Below are 3,611 nucleotides of genomic sequence, written 5' to 3'. Positions count from 1 at the left end.
GATGGAACGGATTCCTTTTTAAGCTTTGGAGGGTTGGCAGGTGCCTCGGTACTTTTGGCTGCAAAATTGAGCATTTTTCACTTGCAAAAAACACTCGATGATGTTCGTGGTATATCTCAGTCTGTGGATAGCATGCGGTGATGGCTTGCGAGAAGCCGCTCAGGTTGTCCACACACGTAATGAGAACGTCCTGTACGCCGCGATTCTTCTACTCATTCAGCACGCTGAGCCAGAACTTTGCCGATTCATTCTCACCGAACCAGATGCCCAGAACATCCTTGTTGCCATCCAAAAAGATAACGGCATACACGCTTTGCTGCGGCCGCTTTTGCCATTCTTTGACCAGAGGCATGATTTTGTTGCGCTATCAACTTTAGCTACATCTATGACTTGGTTCGAGATGTCTATTGTGATGAAACTCATACCAACGGTGTCAGCCTGACATGGTGTATTCGACGGTGATGCTGCGGCGTATTACCGAACAGGGTTTTGAAAGATTTGTAGAAGTGCCCCAAATTGAGAAAGCCCGCTTCCAATGCGATATCCAGAACATCTCGATCGGAATGCAAGAGCAGATTTTCTGCGTACTGGAGTTTAATGCGGTTCAAATATTGTACAGGTGTCTGCTTCTCCCATTTCTTGAATATGCGGCATAAGTATGCATGCGATTTACCGGATAAAGAGATCATGGCTGGGATGCCTTCTGTAAAATGTTCCGGTTTCTTCATTTCTTTGCACAAGACAAGTAGCCATTCCGGTTTCTCATCCTGTTCGATTATGACGGAGTGCATTAAATAATGGCTGTACACTTCGGCAAGAAGTGCACGAAGCTCAGTTCGGTACCATTGTTTCTCATGCTGCGGTATCTGGTACAGCTTCCCCATCCGCCGTTGCAACTGCAATTTCTCTTGTTGGGAAAGCTGTATGCTGACGGGAAAGGGGGAGGTTAGAAAAGACTCTTTGGGGAATCCTTCTCCCAGATACTCGAATAGGTCCATGACGGTCTGCTTATAAAAGGACAGGTTAATCAGTCGGCAATCGACACCGGGCAATTGCTCATAATAATGGATATCCTGTGGCCTCATGAACACTAGCATTCCCTCATGAAGGGTTTCTCTCTGTCCATTTACGCAATGGTAAGCGGACCCCTCCACGATGAAGAAAAATTCAAAAAAATCATGGGTATGGGACCCTGAAGTATTGCCTATGCCAGTGATGTCTCTATAGTGACCTTCCGATTCCGCATCGATTCCAACCTCGGCTTTAAGCTGCTGGATTTCCACTTCGGACTCCTCCCTTCTTTTTTGTATCAAAATAACATAATTATTTAACTGATTATCCTAGGTGCTAATATTATATTATCCTTCATTTTACTTGGACAATTCCTGCTGATCCTATTATATATGTCAAAATAGCGTAGTCAAAGGCTAAGATTCGGAAAGACTCTAATCATGGACTCTGATAGAATAAGCGGCAGTAAGTAATGACAGCAGAGGGGTTGAACATGAATGAAGTTGATCGAGCAACGTGAACAATTTGAATTAACCAAGAAGATTTATGAGCGTGCTAAATTGAGCTTTAAGGGCGTAGAGGCGTTCGATGTTTATAATGTATCGATACCCTTCACGTGGGAGGGGAAGGATTATATCTTCGGTCGTGTGGAAAAGCGAGAGGAATGGGCACGTTCATGGGTGAGGTTGTTTGAGCGAACGGGACAAGATGAATGGTCGCTAGTTCAGGATTCAATGATTTATCCGTTAGAAGACCCTTATATTAGCATCATTGGGGATTTGCTTGTAATGGGTGGCACACATGTGCGTTACAAGCAGAACGGCGTAGATACCTATTTTGGGTATTTTTACAGAGGCACGCAAGTGGATGATTTATACTATTTTACCACGGGACCGGAGTACATGAAGGATATACGCCTTGTCGAGATGCATGGAGGGAAAATAGGTGTGTTCTCCAGACCCCGAAGTGAGCAAGTCCGCCAGCAATATGGTAGTGAATCGATGATCGGTTTTACTGTCATCGACTGTCTCGATGATTTGACAGAAGAAGTAGTAGAGAACGCACCATACATTCATGGCTTATTCGGACCCAATGAATGGGGTGGCTGTAACCAAGCTTATTTGCTTGAGAGTGGGAACATTGGCGTGATTGGCCATATCTGCTATAAGACTGATGCAGATGAGAATGGTGTGAAACAGGTCTATATGAATTTCTCCTTTGTATTGGACGTGGCTAGTCGTAACCCCTTGGATCAGAAAATCATCGGCACACGTACTTGTTATCCAGAAGGTCCAGCCAAAAAAACGGATTTGACGGATTGTGCATTCTCCTCTGGCATTGTTATGCGTGACGATGGGAAGTGCGACCTGTATAGTGGGATCGGCGATACGGAGGCTGGCAGAATCGTGATTGATTACCCGTTTGAAGGTCATGGATGCATCCTTTCAAGATAACGGCTAGGAATATACGCTAAATGTGGTAAGAGGGGCTGACCCACTCATTCATTTTACATGACGAGAGGGTTGCCCCTTCTTACGATCAGTGGTGCATTATGGTATGATTGATATCAATATTTGAGAGCGCTTACTGAGTTAGGGGTTAGAACAGGGGGACAGATATAAAGCGCATAATAGATCGAATTAATTTTAGGTCATTATATTCGGACCGCGATAAGGCAAATGCCGAGGCTTCCACTGAGGAGTGGTTTATAGCCTATTGCATGAACATTATCCAGAGGGCTAGGGAAAACAAGAGACATCTAAAGTCCAATCTTGCCGACGATATTGCAGCTTTCCTGGAGGAGAATTGCGGAAATAAGGAGCTTTCTATTGAAATGGTGGCTGAACGATTTCACTATAATGGGATATTCTTCAGCAGGCTGTTCAAAGAAAGGCAAATGAATATTTGAGGGAATCGAAGCTCACCGTGAAGGAGGCGGGAAGGTAGGCTTCCTGAACGCTTCTTATTTTGTAACTTGGTACAAAAAGCACACGAGACTGGCTCCAACGGAATATCGGAAGAGAACTGACATGAACGGCGTCCTTTGAGGGCGCCTTTTTGCGTGGTAGAATCGTTTGATAACCATAGGTTGGCAGCAGATATGCTCTTCTAAGCCCTGTAAGTACAATAATCTAACGAATATTTCGTATTCAAACTTGTCGGCGCAGGATGAAAGATAGGAGGGAAAGAGGCATGAGCATGACTCAGATTGCAGACGAGCTGGGACGGGATCGCAAGACGATCAGGAAGTGGCTGCAGGCGGATGAGCCAGGCGTATACCCGAAGCGCAAGCCGACAGCAGGAAAGCTGGATGCCTACAAAGAGTATATACGCCATCGTATGGCGGAAGGCTGTCTGAATGCGAGAGTCATTCTGGATGAGATCCGGGAGAAAGGCTACACCGGCAGCAGCACCATCCTTCGAATCTTTATGCAGCCGCTGCGACCGTCCATTCAATCGAAAGCGACGGAGCGGTTCGAGACAGCGCCTGGATACGCTCATGGGCTGTCACACGAGAGCCTTCGAGTACTTCGGAGGCATGACCAGGAACTGTCTCTACGACAATATGAAAACGGTCGTAAACGGGCAGGACGAGAACG

General features: G+C 45.9%; 2 protein-coding genes and 2 pseudogenes. 2 read left to right on the top strand and 2 right to left on the bottom strand.

Annotation, left to right across the window (positions count from 1 at the left end; all coding sequences use genetic code 11):
- A pseudogene (locus PPOP_RS20575) lies at positions 1 to 361 on the bottom strand (transposase); the annotation flags it as partial.
- Between the two features lie 58 nt (positions 362 to 419).
- Positions 420 to 1,283, bottom strand: coding sequence for a helix-turn-helix domain-containing protein (locus PPOP_RS10605; protein ID WP_052516609.1), 864 nt, complete (start codon positions 1,281 to 1,283; stop codon positions 420 to 422).
- 225 nt (positions 1,284 to 1,508) lie between these two features.
- Here PPOP_RS10605 and PPOP_RS10600 point away from each other — a divergent pair, with 225 nt between their 5' ends.
- Positions 1,509 to 2,465, top strand: a complete 957-nt coding sequence (locus PPOP_RS10600; RefSeq protein ID WP_006286322.1) for a DUF1861 family protein — start codon at positions 1,509 to 1,511, stop codon at positions 2,463 to 2,465.
- A gap of 739 nt (positions 2,466 to 3,204) precedes the next feature.
- A pseudogene (locus tag PPOP_RS10590) lies at positions 3,205 to 3,611 on the top strand (hypothetical protein); the annotation flags it as partial.

Origin of the sequence: Paenibacillus popilliae ATCC 14706 (assembly GCF_000315235.1) — a bacterium.
GTDB lineage: Bacteria > Bacillota > Bacilli > Paenibacillales > Paenibacillaceae > Paenibacillus_B > Paenibacillus_B popilliae.
This window is presented reverse-complemented; position numbering and strand designations above follow the sequence as displayed.